Origin of the sequence: Pseudanabaena sp. SR411 (genome assembly GCF_002251945.1) — a bacterium.
GTDB lineage: Bacteria > Cyanobacteriota > Cyanobacteriia > Pseudanabaenales > Pseudanabaenaceae > Pseudanabaena.
Genome location: NZ_NDHW01000061.1, coordinates 52,592 through 71,988, shown reverse-complemented (window position 1 = coordinate 71,988; position 19,397 = coordinate 52,592). Strand labels below are relative to the sequence as shown.

Sequence of the window (19,397 nt, the reverse complement as noted above, 5' to 3'; positions counted from 1 at the left end):
GCATCCACCCTTTTTTGGAATTTATTCAGCAGATGCAGCAGCAGCACGAGCAGCAGCAGCTTCGTCTGGATGTATACCCAAACGAGTCAGATTGAAACGTCCACGATTGTCAACTTCGCGGATTTTAATCAAGACTTCATCACCAACAGCAACTTCATCTTCGACTTTGCCTACACGACCTTCTGCCAATTGCGAAATATGTACCATTCCTTCCTTTCCGGGGAGGAACTCCACAAATGCACCAATCGGTATAATGCGGGTGACCTTGCCGAGATAAACATCGCCAGAACCAACACGACGAGTCATGTTTTCGATGATCCGCTTAGCTTTGAGTGCGCCTTCACCACTCATCGAGGAAATCATCACAGTGCCGTCATCTTCAATGTCGATTTTGGCTCCAGTCTCTTCGGTAATGCCCTTGATGTTCTTACCACCAGGTCCAATGATCATTCCGATTTGTTCAGGATCGATGCGAATGGTCAATAAGCGTGGTGCATAGGGAGAAAGTTGAGGTCTTGGTGCAGAGAGCAATTCCAACATCTTGCCCATGATATGAGCGCGACCAGTCTTAGCTTGCATCACTGCTGCACGCACTGTATCCATAGAGATGCTAGTGATCTTCATGTCCATTTGCAGGGCGGTGATACCTGTATCAGTACCCGCAACCTTGAAGTCCATGTCGCCAAGGAAATCTTCAATGCCTTGAATATCAGTGAGAATGCGAACTTCATCGCCTTCTTTGATCAAGCCCATCGCCACACCACTTACAGGTTTGGAGATTGGTACACCTGCATCCATCAGCGCAAGGGTAGAACCACAGACTGAACCCATCGAGGTCGAGCCATTGGATGACAAGACTTCCGATACTAGACGCAGAACATAGGGAAATTCTGCTTTTGATGGGAGTACAGGCAAAAGAGCGCGTTCGGCTAATGCACCGTGACCAATTTCGCGACGACCAGCCGATCGCATTGGTCGTGCCTCACCAACTGAGTAGGGTGGGAAGTTGTAGTGGTGCATATAGCGCTTCTTCGCATCAGGATGCAAATCATCCATTTCCTGTGCATCACCAGGTGTACCAAGGGTGGCGATCGTCAATACTTGGGTCAAGCCACGATTGAATAAACCGCTACCATGGACGCGAGGAATGACACTTACTTCTGTCCAGATCGGGCGAACTTCATCGAGTTTGCGTCCGTCAATCCGCACGTTCTGCTCGATTACCTGCAATCGCATCAGCTTTTTGGTGAGATCTTTATAAGTGGCACTGATTACTTTCTTATCAGCAACCAATTTCACTGGATCTTCCTCTGGCAAAGCAGCGATCGCTTCTAAAAGCTCAGCCTTGATTGCATCGAGAGCCGCATCGCGCACATTGCGATCTTTTTCGCAGCTAGCAACTACTTGAGCAACTTTATCTTTAACCGTATTGGCAATAAAGTTTTCTAGGGTGGGATCGGTTACTGGGTTAACGATTTCGGGGAGAGCAAGTCCTAACTCTTGCAGCAAGTCAAGTTGAGCTTTGATTAGTTCCAGTACGGCTTCATAACCAAAGTCAATCGCTTCGATCATGTCAGCTTCGGGCAGTTGATTAGCCCCAGCTTCCACCATGATGATGCCTTCAGCCGTACCAGCAACTACCAGATCAAGGTCACCTGCCTCAACTTCTGCATAGGTAGGATTGATGATAAATTCATCGCCGACTAGACCAACACGCACACCAGCCATTGGTCCCATAAATGGTAACCCTGCAATTAACGCAGCGATTGATGCACCAGTTACCGCTAAAACATCGGGTGGTGCTTTTTCATCGATCGCCATTGTTGTAGCGACAATCTGTACATCGTCACGCAACCAATTGGGGAATAAAGGACGCATGGGGCGATCGATCAGGCGGCAAGTGAGAGTTGCCTTTTCGGGTGGTCTACCTTCACGACGCAAGAATCCACCTGGAATCCGACCTGCTGCATACAGGCGCTCTTCATAATCAACCAGCAGTGGTACAAAATCTACACCGTCACGAGCAGGACCTCTGGTCGCTGTCACTAAGATTGCAGTCTCTCCGCACTGGACTAATACTGAGCCGCCAGCTTGGGGTGCAAAAGTGCCAATTCTTAATTTAATTTCCCTGCCATAAAAAGGGATAATTTTTGTTACGGCATCCATCTATAATCTACTTCCGTTTTGACTTTTTTCTCGTTATATATCTCGCAATGTTAGCACTGATGTAGTAGGGTCTGTTGTTTGTTAAGCGCGATCACTGCAAAAAATGGAGATATGCGCTTTGTAGGTACTTCTAATCGACCATAAAGGCGATCCTGCAATTTAGTGTCGCGGCGAAGCCGCGACACTAAATTGGTTTATCTAGGGCTGATCGCATGTTAAAAATTAAGAAATTTAAATATTGTCAGGCTCTTTTACTTACTACAATGTATTCAAGAAAAAAAATTTCTTGAGTTTACAACCTCATATCCGAATTGCAGTGTTAGGTAGGAATTATGTTTAAAACTGTTTTATTTCCTTTAAACAGAAGTCAAGAAACCCGCCAAGCTGTAGCCATAGTGATCGATCTCATTCAAAAATATCAGGCGCAGTTATATGTATTATCAGTTGCTGATCCTGAAGCTACTGACAGCGATCGCGCTTCATCTCAAGAACTAATTAAAGAAATGGAGGCTTACTTTGCGGAGGTGGGTATTACGATTAAAAGCAAAATAGCTGAGGGTAAAACCGCTTTTGTAATTTGTGATTTTGCTGATGAGATTAATGCCGATTTAATTGTGATGGGTTCGCGGGGAATGAGTTTGACCGAAGAGCATCCCGATGGCAGCAGTGTTAGCCAAAAAGTGATTAATCTTTCGCCTTGTCCAGTGTTGGTTGTTCCTTAAAAAAGGCGGCGCTTCGCGCCGCCTTTTTTATACTGGCTTGAGCGCAAAGGACTGTAAGCCAATCGTAGAGGCAATTCATGAATTGCCTCTACGATTGGCGGCGCAAAATTTGGTGCATTACTAAGGATGTCCATTCAATATCAGTTTCATTGTTGGATTTCCCTAGAGTGAGACGAATACTATTTCTGGCTTCCGTTGGCGAATATCCCATTTCTAAGAGGATTGAGCTTGGTTCGATCGCCCCACTACTACATGCCGAACCTGAACTGATCGCAATCCCCGCGAAATTCATTTCACGGACAAGGCGACGACCATCGATATATTTGTGATAAAAACTGAGGTGATGAGGTAATCTTGCTGAGGTGATCGCGCCTGTAGGAATCAGCTCGGGAATATCTGAGAGTAATGCGTATAGGCGATCGCGTAGTTTAGCTAAACGTGTAGATTCTACAGGTAATTCCTGTTCGGCAAGTTCGGCGGCTAAACCTAAACCTGCGATCGCCGCAACAGCCTGTGTGCCTGAACGGTAGCCACGCTCTTGTCCGCCGCCTTGGACTAAAGGAATTAGCGATCGCTTCTTAGTTGTAAGTGGATTGATATAAAGCGCTCCAATCCCCTGCAACCCATAAAATTTGTGAGCCGAAAGTGAAAGCAGATCAATCGGTAAAACTTGCACATCAATAGGCATTTTGCCGATCGCTTGCACCGCATCCGTATGGAATAACACGTCAGCATTACGACAAATTTGCCCTAATTTCTCAATCGGCTGGATCGTGCCAACTTCATTTTGGGCGGTGATAATCGATACAAGTACGGTATTAGGACGAAGTGCTTGAGCCAGATCCGTGGGATTAACGCAACCTTGGCGATCCACAGGCAAACGGGTAATTTCCCAACCATGTTGTTCGAGATATTGGGCTGGCAGCCGTATTGCCGAATGCTCAACCGAGGAAATGATCATGTGCTGTGGTGTACGGTATTGCCGCGCAATTCCCATGATCACCATATTGTCTGATTCCGTACCGCCAGACGTGAAGATAATCCCTTCAGGATCAGCATTTAGCAAACTAGCTACTTGTAGACGTGATCGCTCGATCGCCATCGTTGAGCGCTCGCCCCACTCATGTAGGCTAGAGGGATTGCCCCATTGCGATCGCATCACGTCCGCCATCAGGTCGATAACTTCTGGTCGCGCAGGGGTTGTAGCACCATGATCTAGGTATATTTGCATAAAACAATTTTATCTTAATCATTCAAAAAAGAGGAGGCGCTTCGCGCCTCCTCTTTTTTGAATGGATTTTTTCAGGATAAAGAAAATAGCTTAAAGGCATTATTGGTGGTTGCTAAAGCTAGAGACTCTAGATCCACCTCGCGCAACTTCGCTACACTCTCAGCCACATGCAGCACATAGGCAGGTTCATTACGCTTACCACGCTTGGGTATAGGCGCAAGAAATGGACAATCTGTCTCCACTAGGATGCGATCGCTTGGCACAATTTTTGCCGACTCATGTAAATCATGGGCATTTTTAAAAGTGACCACACCACTAAAGCTGATATACATCCCCAAATCGACAAACCATTGGGTTTCTTCAGGATTACCCGCCCAGCAATGCATCACGCCACGAATGGGCTGCTGAGGTGATTCTGCATTGATTTCTTGCAAGACTTCACGGGTTGCAACAGATGCCTCGCGTGAGTGAATAATTACTGGTAAATTTAGCGATCGCGCCGTGCAGAGTTGTGATTTAAAGGCTTCGATTTGAGCAGTTTTACTATCAGATTTAAAAAAATCTAAACCCGTTTCGCCGATCGCTACGACACGTTGATCACTAATTGCCAAAGACTTAATGCGATCGCCAACTTCAGGATTCCAACCTAATGTATTCAATTTTTTATCTAATGGATGTAACCCGACCGCAAAACTCACTTCAGGAAATTGATCAGCGATCGCCTGAATCTGACTAAACTCATCGGGACTCACACAAGAATGCACTAGTCTCGTTACACCATTACCTAGCCAGCGATCGCGAACTGCCTCAAGATCAGATTGAAAATCTTTGAAGTTGATATGTACATGTGTATCTACTAGTTGCATACAAAGAAACTCTAAAAATCAAAATTATGCTAAAAACCAGCCTCGATAAAAACAGCGAGAAAATTAAACACTTCCCCACAAAGCCGTATTAATCTTCTCGCTCAAATTTACTGGTCGAACAATCTCCATAGTTGAGGTCTAAAACTTATTGTCAAGAATAAAAATTCAGACAATTAACTTTTAATTTTGACCTTATCTAACAGAGATTTAATATGTGTGTTGCTTTACTCTTCAGGATCTTCCGATTGCTCATTACTCAACTGGATCAAATGAATATGCTTGTATCCAAGCTTAATTTCAAACTCATCACCTTCATTCAAACCCATTGATCTTGTATAGGTAGAACCAATTACGATTTGCCCATTTTTGTGAACGCTAACTCGAAACGTAGGTTCGCGCCCACGACCATCTTTATTCTGTTCAGGATTAATTGCAAATCCTCTAGCAGCAAGCACTGCCTCATAAAATTCTGTCAAATTAACGCGATCTACCCCATCTTTCCCACGAGTGAAATACCCGCATTTTTTAGCTTGCTCACGCTTGGGTAAGTTATTTAGCTCTTTTGCTTTTTGAAGAAGCGCCTTTCCTGTTAAAGGAGAAGTTACAGTGTCTGTCATAGGATTATCAAAAATTTCAAGATTTCAAAATTGAAAATTTCTTTCTAAGAATAGAAGAAATTTTGCAAATCTTAGGGATTTTAAACCATATAGAATTGCTATCTCATTGTCGTACATTTTTTAACATATTGGACAAAATATTAGACGAAATCGAAAAATATTTTTAAGATTTTCTATAAGATTAAAAAAAATATGCCCGATAGTGCCATCACACTTTAGCAAATACATGGAAACACGAAAGAAATACCTATAGGATTTGACTTAATATTTCAGGATGAATACTTCAATAAGAAGTAAGATAGCTGCTTTTAGATTAACTTATACCCAAAATTAACTAGACATTATTTTACGTATGATTTGGGTATCGATATTATTGTAATTTTTGATATGAGTAATGAAATATTGCTTTTAATTATCTTTTTGCTTAAAACCTCACACTAATTAAAGCTATATTTCTTCACCCATACAGGTGATTTATAGATTTTGCAATTTACACTCTCATAATTATTTATTTTTATCGCTGCTGCAAAATATAGCTAAACCATACAAGAGATTAATAATGCAAAATACGCATCTAACAAATTAAACCCCAAATAAATGAAGGCGGTGCGAAGTGCCGCCTTCATTTATTTGGGGTTTATCTCCTAAGCAAAACTTACATTGCTATAAATGAAATAGACATAATGTCTATTTTGATTAGCTTAGTATGAACGGATAAAGAGCATCCCACAGTTTAATGTAAAGCATTAATTTAGCCTTTGACATTGTCATTATGGAACTGATTTTAGTGTTTCCATCGCCGAAGACGCTGGAAACACTAAAATCAGTTTTTTGAAAGTCCGCCAACGGCGGACTTTCAAAAAACTGATTTTTATAATGAGAATTTCTGAGACCTTGATTTTAGATATTAATTGGGGTTAGGGCTTGGCTTATGCTAAGTTGTTACCCCAAACGCGAAAAGCATTTTCAATATTTTGATGGAGTAAGGGTATGAGCGCACAGGATCGAGTCCCCGTAGGTATTATTGGCGCGTCGGGTTATGGTGGTATCCAATTGGTCAGACTGCTGCTAGAGCATCCATTGGTAAATATTACTTACATGGGTGGCAGTGGTTCTGTAGGACAAAATTTTGCTGATTTATATCCACATATTGCCCATGCGGTGAACTTGCCCATCGAAAATCTCGAACCTGAAGCGATCGCCGATCGCTGCAAAATTGTCTTCCTATCATTACCCAATGGCTTAGCTAGCAAAATCGCACCTCGATTATTGGCTAAGGGCTGCAAAGTCCTCGATTTATCCGCAGATTATCGCTTCACGGATCTGCAAGTTTATGAATCTTGGTACAAAGAGGTGCGTACTGATGCTGAGGTTAATGCTAAAGCTGTGTATGGATTACCAGAAATTTATCGCGATCGCATTGCTACTGCGGACTTAGTTGGCTGTGCGGGTTGTTATCCTACGGCTAGTTTATTAGCTCTACAGCCTTTGCTCAAGCAAGGATTAGTCGATCCGAGTACGATTATTATTGATGCTAAGTCAGGTACATCTGGTGGTGGTCGTCAACCGAAAACTAATTTGTTATTAGCTGAGGCTGATGGTTCTCTTGCCGCCTATGGTATTGCGAGTCATCGCCACACCCCTGAAATCGAACAGATCTGTAGTGATATGGCAGGTCAAGAGGTGCTAGTTCAATTCACACCTCATCTTATCCCCATGATTCGCGGTATTCTGTCTACGGTATACGCTAAGCTGCGTGACCCCGGACTTGTGAAGGAAGATGTCCTTACTATTTATAAGTCTTTTTATCGCAATTCTGAATGGGTACAGGTTTTACCCAAGAATATATTCCCGCAAACTAAATGGGCTTTGGGTACAAATCTCTGTTATCTCGGCGTGGAAGTCGATGAGCGGACAGGACGAGTAATTGTGGTTTCAGCGATCGATAACTTGATGAAAGGTCAAGCGGCGCAAGCCTTGCAATGCATGAATATCATGATGGGCTGGGAAGAGTCACTAGCTTTACCTAAGCTCACTTTCTATCCATAACGCCCCTCACCCCTAGCCCCTCTCCCTTTGGGAGAGGGGAACAAGAAAATATTTGTAAAAAACCTAACTGGAATGTTGATTATATTCAGATTGAATCAGATCTTTCCAATATTTTGAACGTTTTTCCATCAGTGATGAATCATTTGCAGTTACTTCAAGGACTCCACAGATGAAAGCATTTTCTCCAAAGGTTTCAAAATCCCTTACTAGGCTTTCAAACTTTTTCCCAAATGTACCCTCTTTAAGTTGCCGAATATTTTCTGCATAACTGACTTCGATATTCTCGCTATAGCCGACATACCTATTCCCATTTGATTTATTAGTCATGATGTAAATACCACTAGTCATTGTGTAATCTAACTCCTAATCAGGGTAATGGCTTGATGTTTTATAGATAGAGAGGAAAATCAAGCTCTCTAGATCAATACAAAAATATCACAATTTTATATATGTTAGATTCTAATTAACTTTCACTGAAAATGACGAATGTTAAAGATATAGGTGAACAAGGATTGCTGAAAATTTTTCGGCAATATTGTAGTGAGGTAGTTGGGGATGATGGGGCGATCATGGGGGAAACTTTTTCTGATCGCCAGATGGTCGTGACTACAGATATGTTGGTGGATGGTGTGCATTTTAGCGATCACACAACTAGTCCCGAAGATGTGGGTTGGCGGGCGGCGGCTGTGAATTTGTCGGATTTAGCCGCAATGGGAGCGAATCCTTGGGGTTTGGTTATGTCGGTAGGATTACCACCTGATACAGTGATCGCTTGGATTGAAGGCGTATATCGTGGCTTTAGTGAATGTTTACGCACCTATGGCACGGAATTAGTTGGCGGTGATACGGTGCGATCGCCTGTTCGCACTTTATCGGTAACTGCTTTTGGACAAGTCCCTAAAAATCAAGTCATTCAAAGGCATACGGCGCGAGTTGGTGATGTGATCGTGATGACAGGTTTGCACGGACTCTCAAAGGCGGGTTTAGAACTTCTATTGGATGAAAAATTACAAGAGAAGTTATTAGCGCCGATGCAAATAGGCGATCGCCTTCTGGCAGGACAAGAGCTAGTAAAAGCAATCTGTAACTATCATCAGCGACCAATTCCGCGTTTTGATGCAATTCATCTTTTGCATAAAATCCTGAGAGAAAAAAAACACTTGAGTGGTTTTCCTCTCTCAGGAATGGATAGCAGCGATGGATTAGCTGATGCGATCGCCCAAATTTGTCGCGCTAGTAATGTTGGCGCAAAGATTTCTTGGGATGCGTTACCAATTCCTGAAGTTGTGCAAATCTTGGCAGGCGATCGTGCTTTGGATTGGGTCTTGTATGGTGGCGAAGATTTTGAACTGGTTTTATGTATGCCTTTGGATTTAGCAGAGAAGTTTGTAAAGCTTTTATCCAGTGCTGTAATTATTGGCGAAATTGTTGAAGGCAATCAACTTGATGGGTTAGATATGCGATCGGCTTTTCAACATTACGAACCCTAAAGGCTTTGATACTTTTGCTTCGCAAAAGTATCAAAAAATCTTATTTGGCTAGAGCTTTCTCATGTTGTCCTCGTAGCTGACCACAAGCCGCATCTGCTTCTAGTCCCCTTGTGCGTCGTACACTTACGGCAATTTTATAATTTTCTAAAACCTGCACAAAAGTTTGAATTGCTCTTTCGCTGGGGCGCTTATAATCCGCATCACTAACCGTATTGTAGGGAATCAAATTAACGTGACTTTGGAAGCCCCGAATCAAGTAGGCAAGTTCCTCGGCTTGTTCAGGAGCATCATTGACACCCGCCAGCAGCGTATATTCAAAACTAATTCTTCTACCCGTGATTTCTACATACTCGCGACAGTCATCCATTAAGGCGATCAGTGGATAGCGATCGGCTGAGGGAATTACTTGGGCGCGAACTTCTTGCGTTGGTGCATGGAGACTGACCGCGAGAGTTACTTGTAAATGCTCTTGGGCAAAGCGCGGAATTTGATTAGGAATACCGACGGTGGAAACGGTGATGTTGCGCTGACCGATGCCGATATCTTTGTTAATAACGTTGATTGCCCCAACTAGATTTTCATAATTAAGTAACGGCTCACCCATGCCCATAAATACGATATGGCTGACACGCTGCTGCATGACTTCCTGCACCGTCAGAACTTGATCGATAATTTCATGCTTTGCCAAGTTGCGCCGAAAACCACCTTTACCTGTGGCGCAAAAATCGCACGCCATTGGACAACCAACCTGAGTTGAGACGCATACGGTTAAACGCTTACTTGTAGGAATACCAACTGTTTCCACAATTTCGCCATCAGCGAGTTTCAGCAGAAACTTCTCTGTGCCATCGCGAGTTGTTTTGTGAAGATGAATCTGCGATCGCCCCATTTCCGCAGTCGGATTCAGAGCAAATTCTTCGCGCCATGCTTTAGGAAACACCGTAATATCTGTTAAGCTTCGCGCTCCTCTGGTATAGAGCCATTCATGAAGCTGTTTACCTCGATAGCTTGGTTGTCCTTGTGATACCACCCATTCTGTCAATTCAGAGAGCGATCGTCCCAATAGTGGTAGGACTTTAGAAGCAGAATTTGGGAGCGTATTGACAGTCATGACGGGGCAGCAAATGGGACAAGTATATTGATTTTATCAAATTTCTTACAGCACTTTTTGGTGTGTCAGAAACCAAGAATCTCTCTTTACACATGGAAGCATCATTTCTATCAAATTAATGGTCTATTGCCGATCTTATTTGTTTGATGTTCTATGGAGTTTATAGATCGGGTGTGGCTCACTACACCTACTTCTTAGGTTTCTTGATATAGTAAATTCCCATGATATTCGCTGGTAATTTATGAAACGTCGTCAAATTTTACTGACATTATTTGGTGTACCTGTAGTTGGTTCATTAATTTATGCGGCGATCGCCAAATCTAAAGTTCAGTACGAGCCTGTCTCAGCACAGTCCCCTGTAAGTAGTCCTAGCCAAAATCCTGAAATAAAATCTAGCAATAGTGACTCTAAGACTAACTCGGAAATCCTTGAGACGGCTGAAGAACCATTACTGAGGTTTGCAGCGATCGCAGATAATGGATTTGGTAGCCCCGATCAGTTTGCCGTTGCTAAGTCCATGTGGGAAACCTATCAGCAAAAGCCCTATGCTTTCGTCCTCATGGCAGGGGATAACATTTATTCCTATGGTGAAATTAGTCTAGCTAAAGCATATTTTGAAGAACCCTATGCCCCATTGCTAAGTAAAGATGTGAAATTTTATGCAGTGCTAGGCAATCATGACATTATTAAATCTAATAACGGGCTAGATCAGATTAATTACCAGCCTTTTAATATGAGCGATCGCTACTATTCATTTACCAAAGGTGATGTCAACGCAGGAACAGTAGAATTTTTTGCCCTTGACACGAATAGTAATGCTCCTTGGGATGCCCAACTTGCATGGCTCGATCAGCAACTAGCCAAAAGTACCGCCCCTTGGAAAATCGTCTACGGACATCATCCCCTTTACTCTTCAGGTAGGCATGGCAGCAGTCCCGAATTAGCCGCTAAACTCTCACCCATATTCGCTAAACATAAAGTTCCTTTATATCTCTGTGGACATGATCATGGCTACGAGCGATCTATCCCCCTTGATGGCACTATCTATATTGTTAATGGTGGCGGCGGCGCACCTTTATACAAATTCGGGCGATCGCCACACACGGCTTTTGTAAGTTCACAGTTTAGCTTTATGACTTTTGATGTCTATCAAGATAAAATCATCACCAAAGCGATCGCCACCGATGGCAAAGTATTTGACCGTGCCATAATTACTAAACTCGTTTAAAGTGAGTGGCACTTTGCGCCACTCACTTTAAGTTAACTAAACTATTAATTCCTATGAGCCTATACCTGTACGCGATTTTGCAAGCTGAAAATCTGGATCTGATCAAGAATCTTGAACTTAAGGGAATGAACGATCAGCCCGTCCAGTTTCACCCACTTCCACCGTTTGCGATCGTCTACAGTGAAGCCCAACAGGAGCGTTACCTCGCTAGCCGAGCCCATCTCCTCGCCCATGAAACCGTTTTAGAATCGCTTATGAAAGCGATCGATCCCCATCAAGCGGTTCCCTTACCATTGCAATTCGGGCTAGTTGTCGATGAATGGGAAGAAGTTCAAAAGGATTTGTTGATTCCCTTTGAAGATCAACTCACAAAACTCATTCATAACTTAATTGGTAAGCGGGAAGTCAGCGTCAAACTATTCTGGAATCAAACTGAAGAGTTAAATCTTGCTGTCGCCGAAAATGAGGGTTTACGCGAAAGACGGGAAGCCCTAGTTGGTAAGATTTTAAGTATGGATGAGGCAATCGCGATCGGGCAAGAACTAGAAGCGGCGATCGAGCAACGTCAACAAATAATCATTGATGCTTTTATCGATACTCTGAAGCCTCTATCCCATGAATATGCGGAAGGAGAATTGCTCACCGAAACCATGATCTATAACGGTTCCTTCTTAATCGATTGGGATAAGGAACCCGAATTTGCCGCCGCCGTTGAAGCTCTCGACCAACAATTTGAGAACCGTCTCCGAATCCGCTACAACGATTTCACTGCTCCCTATAACTTTGTCAATGTAGATCGAGAATAACTACAGCACAAATCGCTGTAAAAAAAGGAACGCTAAGCGTTCCCTTTTTTTACACAAATTCGGCTTCGATAGTTTCAGGTTGTTGCTGAGGACGTGGATCGAACTCGAATAGTGAGTAGACAACATCACGACGGATTTGCGTCATCATGTCTAGGAAGATTTCGTAACCTTCGCTCTTATATTCAATCAAAGGATCTTTCTGTCCATAGCCGCGCAAACCAACTGACTCGCGTAAAGCTTCCATCGCTTGCAAGTGATCGCGCCAGAGAGAATCAATCCGTTGCAAGATAAAGAAACGTTCAGCCTGACGCATTAAGCCAACTTGTAATGACTCCACCTGTGCTTCTTTAATTTCGTAAGCACGACGCACTTCTTCACGCAAGAAAGCTTGCATCTCAGGCAAGAACATATCATCAAGCTGATCAGGTTCAAGATCTTGTAAGAGATTCACAAATTCCTTGATTTTTTTCACCATCGCCGCAAGATTCCATTCTTCGGGAGGGAGTTCGGGATTAACGTAGGCATTGACGATATCATCCATGGTGCGTTCGGCATACTCAATCACGCGATCGCGTAAGTTTTCACCTTCAAGTACGCGACGACGCTCAGCGTAAATTGCACGACGCTGATTGTTCATCACTTCATCGTATTCAAAGACTTGTTTACGGATGTCGTAATAGTAGGTTTCTACTTTCTTTTGGGCATTTTCTAGAGCGCTGGTGAGCATTCCTGAACTAATCGGCATGTCTTCTTCAACGCGGAAAGCATTCATCAAGCCAGCCACGCGATCGCCTGCAAAAATCCGCATCAGGTTATCTTCAAGGCTGAGGAAAAATCGCGTCGAGCCGGGGTCACCTTGACGACCGCAACGACCGCGCAACTGATTATCCACACGCCGCGATTCATGGCGTTCAGTGCCGATGACATGCAAACCACCTAGTTTAGTTACTTGTTCATGCTCAGCATCAGTGACTTCTTCATATTCACGCTTGATTAAGGTGAAAGCCTCACGGAGCTTTTGAATAACTTCATCATCAGTAGGAGCTTTTTCCGAAGCAACCGCCAGCATTTCTTCTGCTTCCAATTCCGATTGACTCATTCTGCCTAACTTCTCAACTGCAAAATCTACAGCTTCTTTGAGCATCGTTTGAGCATCCTTAGAGAGTTCGCAAGGATAGAGACTATCGGATACTTTCCAAGTCTTTTTCTTCTTGCCATCCGTTGTGCCAAATCCTTGTCCTTTTTGAGGGCGATCGCTAAACATGCGTTGACCTTCATTGGTGAAGTCATCGTCATCTTCAGGACGGACTATCATTGGCATGAAGCTTTCACGTACCTTTAGACGTGCCATGTAGTCAGCATTACCACCAAGGATGATATCTGTACCACGACCAGCCATATTGGTAGCGATCGTGATTGAGCCTTTACGACCCGCTTGAGCAACGATTTCTGCTTCCCGTTCCACGTTCTCAGGCTTCGCATTTAATAGATTATGAGGAATATCCTTTTCACTCAACAACCTTGCTAAGACTTCAGATTTTTCAACACTGGTAGTTCCGATCAGTACAGGACGACCTGTTTCATGCATTTCGCGGCATTCTTCGGCAACGGCTCGCCATTTAGCAGCTTCAGTTTTATAAACCACATCTGACCAGTCACTGCGTCCACTCTTGCGATTGGTGGGCATGGTCGTAACTTCAAGATTATAGATTTTCCCAAGTTCAGCTTCTTCGGTTTTGGCTGTGCCAGTCATGCCGCCAAGTTTAGGATAGAGCAGGAAGAAGTTTTGATAGGTAATTGTGGCTAAGGTTTGGGTTTCATTCTCAATATCTGTACCTTCTTTTGCCTCGATCGCTTGGTGCAATCCATCACTCCAACGACGACCAGGCATGACCCGACCTGTAAACTCATCAACAATCGTCACTTCTCCATCACGGACGATGTAGTTGACATCTTTGAGGAATAATTCCTTGGCTTTGAGTGCATTAAATACATAGTGCGCCCAAGGATCAGCTTGGTCAAATAAATCTGTCACACCAAGCAATTTTTCGGCAAGCTCAAAACCTTCATCGGTCATGACCACGTTGCGTTGCTTTTCGTCAACTTCGTAGTGGGTTTCTTTTTGCAATTGATCGGCGATCGTCACTGCACCGATGTATTTCTCGGTCGGACGCTCGACCATGCCTGAAATAATTAGAGGGGTGCGAGCTTCGTCAATCAAGATCGAGTCAACTTCGTCGATTACACAGAAATTAAAGGTACGCTGCACCACTTCTTCGATGCTAGTCGCCATGTTGTCACGTAAATAATCAAAACCGAGTTCACTGTTAGTGGCGTAGGTGATGTCACAGCCGTAGTTTTTGCGCCGCTCGACTGGCTCCATTGAGTTTTGAATCAAGCCCACTGACATTCCTAAAAAGCGATGTACCTGCCCCATCCATTCCGCGTCACGGCGAGCGAGGTAGTCGTTAACAGTAACTACGTGAACGCCTTTGCCTGAGAGGGCATTAAGATAGCTGGGTAATGTAGCGACGAGAGTTTTGCCTTCCCCAGTTTTCATTTCGGCTATTTCACCCCGATGCAGTACCATACCGCCGAGCATCTGCACATCATAGTGACGCAAGCCTAGAACGCGGGTAGCCGCCTCACGAACAACCGCAAAGGCTTCAGGTAGGAGGTCATCGAGTGGTTCCCCGTTTTCGAGACGCTGTTTAAACTCTCCTGTTTTTCCTTGCAATTCGCGATCGCTTAGCACCGCTAACTCTGGGGCTAGGGAGTTAATGAGAGCCACTTCGGGACGGAGTTTGTCAAGCTTACGCTTATTAGGATCGCCAATCAGGTTTTTTAGGTTAAACATAGCTACCGAATGCAGTTAAAACAGGGGATGCGCCAAACGTGATATTTAATACGATTTTGGACTACAAGTATATATTACCCGACTGTTGAGATTACAAGCTTCGGATAACCGAAGCAAATGGATCACACTACCGCAAGCGGACGGGGAATTAAATTCTTTTTTACTAGAATATATTCACACCGCAGAGCGGCGGGGTATTTCCCATCGTTGTTAAAATAAAATTAAAACTTAAAAGCTTGTGATACCTTCGCGGCACAATCTCTGTTTTTGTACTGTCATTGATTCATACCACTATAGCAATGTAAGTTTTGCTTAACCCAAAAGATGAGTTGCGGCGCGAAGCGCCGCCACTCATCTTTTGGGTTTTGATTTGTCCTAGTTATCTCTTGCGCTGCTATAACGTTGTTGCTTATTTTTTGATCATTTGACAATTAAGACCCAAAAAAAGTTAAGGGGGCGCGTATCGTCGCCTCAACTTTTTTTGGTCTTAATCGTAGATAGGCATAATTAATTACAAACCCAAACCCGTAAAGTTACGCCCCCTGCGGGGCGTAACTTTACGGGTTTGGGAATTTATTTTGCACAAGTACTTAATCAAACTTTCGATAACATCGGGCTGTAATTAAATGAGGCTGAAATACCTCAAGAAAATTAGCTTGCAATGTGCGGAAAAAAGTATCTACAGTTTCAGGCTCATCTAAATGAATGGGATGCTCATTTTCAAAACCCTTAAAGAAATACCAATTAACGATAATTTTTCCTTGAGGTGAAAGCATCCTGTGGAACTGCATCAACTGATCACTAGGATCAGGTAAATGCTCCAACACATCAAAGCAAAGGACTGTATCAAAATGTCCTTCTAGCCAATCCTCTTGAGGAAGCTCTGAACGGAATGACAATTTGTGGCTTAATCCTAACTGCTGAAAGCGATATTCGACAAAACCTCGATTAATCGGATTAATATCACAATAGACAACCGATTCGACATTTGGACACATTGCGGTAGCGATCGCATGAGTACCAATGCCACCACCAAAATCAAGCACCCGCCCTTTAGCCTGATCGGCAATTAGTTTAAGAGTGCCGCCAATATAGTCTTGACTCTCAAGATGCCAGACACTCAATTTAAACAAATACATTTCGCCAACTTTGTCCTTGTAAAAAGCTGTTGCTTCTTCCCAGTCAAAGTCGGTATTTCCTAAATTTGCTAAGTCATGACGACAATTTTGCAGTTTCTCAGTAATCGTCACTGCATCTAGTTTCAAGAACTCTTGCAAATGTCTTTCCAATCCAAAGCCGTCTTGCCAATATCCTTCTAAGAAAATTGGCGTAGGGGATATAGTGACCATGTTAGATTGCAATATAGCTCTTTGCGCTCATTATGGCAGGGCTACTGCTTTTTTCATTTTCTGTTTCCTAAAACTAACCGAAGTCTTTATGAAGCGATCGCGATTTAATACACCAAAATTTTGGCTGAAAGTTATATTTCTGATGGCTTCGTCACTTTTATTGATAGTGTTTTTTCAGCACCTGAGTATCCACGTTAGGATTAGTACTTTTGTTCAAAGTACTTTGCTTTGGGTTAAGATGCTGGGAGCTATTGGCGCGATCGCTTTTATTGTTATTTACAACGTAGCAACGGTTTTATTTATTCCAGCATCCTTACTGACTTTGGGCGGTGGCGCAATATATGGCTTGGTATGGGGTTCAGTCTATGTATTTGTTGCGGCAACTTTAGGGGCTACCTTTGCTTTTTTAATTGGTAGATATTTTGCGCGAAACTGGGTAAGTGAAAAGATTAACAAAAATGTGACTTTTCGGGCGATTGATGAAGCCGTAGCGATCGATGGATTCAAAATTGTTTTGTTGACAAGGCTATCACCAATTTTTCCATTCAATATGTTGAACTACGTGTTTGGAGTAACTCGTGTGGCTTTGAAAGATTATGTCTTAGGCTCAATTGGGATGATTCCAGCCACAATTATGTATGTTTATCTTGGTTCTTTGCTTGGAGATATTGCTTTGCTGGAAATGCAACCAGCCAACATAATTAGTAATCCCCAAACTCAAATTGTTCGATGGGGTATTAAAGTTTTAGGCTTGGTGGCAACTCTTGCCGTAACTATTCAAGTTAGCCGCCTTGCCAATAAAATTCTTGTTAGTAAACTATAGCTATAAAAAAGGCGAGCTTGGCTCGCCTTTTTTATTTAGTTATTTAGCGAGATTACGGAGTAGCGATCGCTGATTTTCATTCATACTTTGCAAAACTTGTCTTGCATCACTGTTTTGCAACATTTGTAAAAGCTCTTCGATTTCTTCATTTAGCGCTTTAGAAACTGGCTCTTTAACTTTAGTTTTTTCAGCAACAGATTGATAATCAGCCTTAGAATCAGGCATCACACAAGTACCTGTCTCGCAATCCATGCCCAACTCTTGCCAATAGAGCGTTGGCACAGCTTTTCCATGCTGCCCAATATGCTCATGGTGGATCAAATCACTCTGTAAGTAATTACGAGGGGAATCATGGAACTTCACATCACGGGCATAGGGAATAGTATGGCAACCAAAGGCTTTGCGATATTCTTCAGAATCAAAGATTTTATGGAAGAATGCATTGACACCATGCTTGGTTAGTACATCCGTATACACCCCAATCTCTTCCTTATCATGGGCTGTTCTGCCAAGCAAATGCTTAAAGCTCAATTCCATAAACTTCAAATTAGAGCTATCACGATAAAAACTATCTAGATATAGCTCAGATACAACTAGCTCACCCAGAAAATGCCGCACATCAATTTTGCCCGCGAGAAAATCTTTCTCTAGATGAGCAATCTCTTTTCGCTCAAACTCGTAGGGTTGACGCTCCAGCACTTGAGCATAGATTTGAGCAAGGGCTTTTTGGCGATCTGTTGCAGAATGAACAGAATGACTCATGGCTTCTAAATCATGCATCATTTCTTCAGGGATAACACAAGTACCTGTTTCGCAATCCATGCCTAGTTGTTGCCAATAGATAGTGGGGATGACCTTGCCCCGTTGCCCCACATGCTCATGTTGGAGGAGATCGGTTTGGAGATAGTTACGAGGTGAATCATAGAATTTGACATCACGAGCATAGGGAATTGTGAAACAACCAAATGCTTTGCGATATTCTTCAGACCCAAGAATCTCATAAAAAAATGCAGATACACCTTTCATCATCAGCAAATCCATATACTTGGCAATCTCTTCATGTCCTTGGATTGCTCTACCAAGCAGATGCTTAAAGCTCCATTCCACAAACTTGAGGTTAGAACAGTCCCGATAAAAACTGTTGAGATAAACAGATGACATGACTAGGTCGCCGATGAAATGTCTTACCCCTAACTTGCCTTTAAGAAAATCTTTCTCAAGCTTGGCAATCTCTTTGCGTTCATATTCATAGGGCTGTCGCTCCAGCACTTGGGCATAAATTTGACGAAGAGCGGTTTGACGCTCTATCTCGGTGGACTTGCGATCGATGGTGATGGGGGTATGGGTATCCATGACATCTTCTCCAAAAACTCTCTACAAAAAACTTCTGAACATTGGTTAAATTGGCTATGAATCACCTAGAGTCTCGGAGGTAAATTTCTATAGCTTGGGCTGTTGATTTTTTGGTGGGTAACTTCCTAGTTAAGCATTGAGCAATGCTGCGATAGCCATTTCTGAATAGGGCTTTACCAAAGCGGCACATTCAGCAGGTAACATCTCGTCAACTACCGACTGCAAGAGACGATAAGCAGTAGAGCATTCTTTAGCAATTTGATAGGAATTGATGATATTTGCCAACCAATCCATCAAGGTTTCTCGAAAGAAGAGTTCATCATCACGTAATACTGATAGCGATGTATAACGAATTACGTTAGACATGTCATATTTGCATCGTTGCAACTGTTTTTGAACTAATTCAGGATATTGTTGAGCCAAGAGCTTGAGTGCTTTGATCGTGATTTCATCGGCGCGATCGCGCAAGAGATTATAAGTCTTGACACGTACTGAAAAGCTATTAGCAAAACGCTCTAAATTGAACAAATCACTATCATTTAGATAGACATGATCAATATTCGCAATTTTTTCATCCAAGGTGCGATTCATTGTTAGCATAATCTTCTTTGTTACCCCTCAAATAAACTTAGTAAATATACTTATTCGCCTTCTGCAATCTTGAAAACAGTCTCTCGAAATTCCCCCAATAATCTAACAATAGGATTCTATTTACCTGAACATCCAAGA

16 protein-coding genes are annotated in these 19,397 nt (G+C 42.9%); 6 read left to right on the top strand and 10 right to left on the bottom strand.

The annotated features are described in order from the left end of the window. Positions 1-21 precede the first annotated feature (21 nt). Positions 22-2,166 carry a polyribonucleotide nucleotidyltransferase gene (gene pnp / locus B9G53_RS04750; protein ID WP_094529708.1) on the bottom strand — a complete coding sequence of 715 codons (2,145 nt, stop codon included), beginning with the start codon at positions 2,164-2,166 and terminating at the stop codon, positions 22-24. A gap of 332 nt (positions 2,167-2,498) precedes the next feature. Between pnp and B9G53_RS04745 the strand changes: the two genes are divergently transcribed. Next, positions 2,499-2,888 (top strand): universal stress protein, encoded by a 390-nt coding sequence (locus B9G53_RS04745; protein ID WP_094529706.1) that lies wholly within the window; start codon positions 2,499-2,501, stop codon positions 2,886-2,888. Positions 2,889-2,976: 88 nt separating this feature from the next. On the opposite strand, the gene B9G53_RS04740 is transcribed toward B9G53_RS04745, so the two are convergent. The 3 genes from B9G53_RS04740 to B9G53_RS04730 form a co-directional block, all read right to left on the bottom strand. Beyond that, positions 2,977-4,119 carry a cysteine desulfurase family protein gene (locus B9G53_RS04740; RefSeq protein WP_094529704.1) on the bottom strand — a complete coding sequence of 381 codons (1,143 nt, stop codon included), beginning with the start codon at positions 4,117-4,119 and terminating at the stop codon, positions 2,977-2,979. A 71-nt stretch (positions 4,120-4,190) separates the two neighbouring features. Continuing rightward, positions 4,191-4,985 carry a TatD family hydrolase gene (locus B9G53_RS04735; RefSeq protein ID WP_094529702.1) on the bottom strand — a complete coding sequence of 265 codons (795 nt, stop codon included), beginning with the start codon at positions 4,983-4,985 and terminating at the stop codon, positions 4,191-4,193. Positions 4,986-5,209: 224 nt separating this feature from the next. After that, positions 5,210-5,602 carry an AbrB family transcriptional regulator gene (locus B9G53_RS04730; RefSeq protein WP_094529700.1) on the bottom strand — a complete coding sequence of 131 codons (393 nt, stop codon included), beginning with the start codon at positions 5,600-5,602 and terminating at the stop codon, positions 5,210-5,212. Between the two features lie 990 nt (positions 5,603-6,592). On the opposite strand from B9G53_RS04730, the gene argC reads away from it, so the two are divergent. Continuing rightward, on the top strand, positions 6,593-7,651 hold the full coding sequence (gene argC / locus B9G53_RS04725) for an N-acetyl-gamma-glutamyl-phosphate reductase (protein WP_094529698.1): 1,059 nt from the start codon (positions 6,593-6,595) through the stop codon (positions 7,649-7,651). A 63-nt stretch (positions 7,652-7,714) separates the two neighbouring features. Here argC and B9G53_RS04720 read toward each other — a convergent pair whose 3' ends face one another. Then, positions 7,715-7,999, bottom strand: a complete 285-nt coding sequence (locus B9G53_RS04720) for a GIY-YIG nuclease family protein (protein ID WP_094529696.1) — start codon at positions 7,997-7,999, stop codon at positions 7,715-7,717. A gap of 131 nt (positions 8,000-8,130) precedes the next feature. On the opposite strand from B9G53_RS04720, the gene thiL reads away from it, so the two are divergent. After that, complete coding sequence (thiL, locus tag B9G53_RS04715; RefSeq protein ID WP_094529694.1) at positions 8,131-9,141, top strand: thiamine-phosphate kinase; 1,011 nt, start codon at positions 8,131-8,133, stop codon at positions 9,139-9,141. A gap of 40 nt (positions 9,142-9,181) precedes the next feature. Here the strand turns inward: thiL and rlmN are convergent, their stop codons facing one another. Then, positions 9,182-10,252, bottom strand: coding sequence for a 23S rRNA (adenine(2503)-C(2))-methyltransferase RlmN (gene rlmN / locus B9G53_RS04710; protein WP_094529692.1), 1,071 nt, complete (start codon positions 10,250-10,252; stop codon positions 9,182-9,184). A 241-nt stretch (positions 10,253-10,493) separates the two neighbouring features. Between rlmN and B9G53_RS04705 the strand changes: the two genes are divergently transcribed. Together B9G53_RS04705 and B9G53_RS04700 are read left to right on the top strand one after the other, a co-directional pair. Beyond that, complete coding sequence (locus B9G53_RS04705; protein ID WP_094529690.1) at positions 10,494-11,480, top strand: metallophosphoesterase; 987 nt, start codon at positions 10,494-10,496, stop codon at positions 11,478-11,480. 53 nt (positions 11,481-11,533) lie between these two features. Beyond that, positions 11,534-12,286 (top strand): GvpL/GvpF family gas vesicle protein, encoded by a 753-nt coding sequence (locus B9G53_RS04700; RefSeq protein ID WP_094529688.1) that lies wholly within the window; start codon positions 11,534-11,536, stop codon positions 12,284-12,286. A 49-nt stretch (positions 12,287-12,335) separates the two neighbouring features. On the opposite strand, the gene secA is transcribed toward B9G53_RS04700, so the two are convergent. Then, positions 12,336-15,143 carry a preprotein translocase subunit SecA gene (secA, locus tag B9G53_RS04695; RefSeq protein ID WP_094529686.1) on the bottom strand — a complete coding sequence of 936 codons (2,808 nt, stop codon included), beginning with the start codon at positions 15,141-15,143 and terminating at the stop codon, positions 12,336-12,338. 590 nt (positions 15,144-15,733) lie between these two features. Continuing rightward, positions 15,734-16,492, bottom strand: coding sequence for a bifunctional 2-polyprenyl-6-hydroxyphenol methylase/3-demethylubiquinol 3-O-methyltransferase UbiG (locus tag B9G53_RS04690; protein WP_094529684.1), 759 nt, complete (start codon positions 16,490-16,492; stop codon positions 15,734-15,736). Positions 16,493-16,580: 88 nt separating this feature from the next. On the opposite strand from B9G53_RS04690, the gene B9G53_RS04685 reads away from it, so the two are divergent. Beyond that, positions 16,581-17,315 (top strand): TVP38/TMEM64 family protein, encoded by a 735-nt coding sequence (locus B9G53_RS04685; protein ID WP_094529749.1) that lies wholly within the window; start codon positions 16,581-16,583, stop codon positions 17,313-17,315. Between the two features lie 39 nt (positions 17,316-17,354). On the opposite strand, the gene B9G53_RS27910 is transcribed toward B9G53_RS04685, so the two are convergent. Beyond that, positions 17,355-18,668, bottom strand: coding sequence for a phycobilisome rod-core linker polypeptide (locus B9G53_RS27910; protein WP_217901506.1), 1,314 nt, complete (start codon positions 18,666-18,668; stop codon positions 17,355-17,357). Positions 18,669-18,797: 129 nt separating this feature from the next. Then, positions 18,798-19,268, bottom strand: a complete 471-nt coding sequence (locus B9G53_RS04675) for a phycocyanin (RefSeq protein WP_094529682.1) — start codon at positions 19,266-19,268, stop codon at positions 18,798-18,800. Between the last annotated feature and the right edge of the window lie 129 nt (positions 19,269-19,397).